This window comes from Halomonas marinisediminis (assembly GCF_004347715.1).
Lineage (GTDB): Bacteria > Pseudomonadota > Gammaproteobacteria > Pseudomonadales > Halomonadaceae > Halomonas > Halomonas icarae.
This window is the reverse complement of sequence record NZ_SLTR01000164.1, coordinates 1-322: the sequence shown is the minus strand read 5'-3', so window position 1 is coordinate 322 and position 322 is coordinate 1. Positions and strand designations below refer to the sequence as shown.

1 pseudogene is annotated in these 322 nt (G+C 62.1%); it reads left to right on the top strand.

The features are described from left to right. A pseudogene (locus tag E0702_RS16225) lies at positions 1-322 on the top strand (hypothetical protein); the annotation flags it as partial.

Here is a 322-nt window from a genome sequence, read left to right as displayed (position 1 = left end):
GACGCTGCTGACGGCGGCCTTCATCTATTGGCTGTCCTCGATCCTGATGCCCTGGATGTTCAACGGGGTCTGGGATGCAAATTCGATCCGTGATTGCCGGGAGATCCTGGACGGGGCGATCGGTGGCTGTTTCGCGGTCATCGCCGAACGCTGGCCGCAGCTGATCTTCGGCAACTACCCCAACGAGGAATACTGGCGCGCGGTGCTGGCCTTTGTCGGGCTGTTCGTCGCGTTGGCGCCGGTGCTGTTCTTCAAGCTGCCGCGCAAGATGCTGTGGTTCACGGGGCTGTTCCCGTTCATCGCCTACTGGCTGATCTGGGGC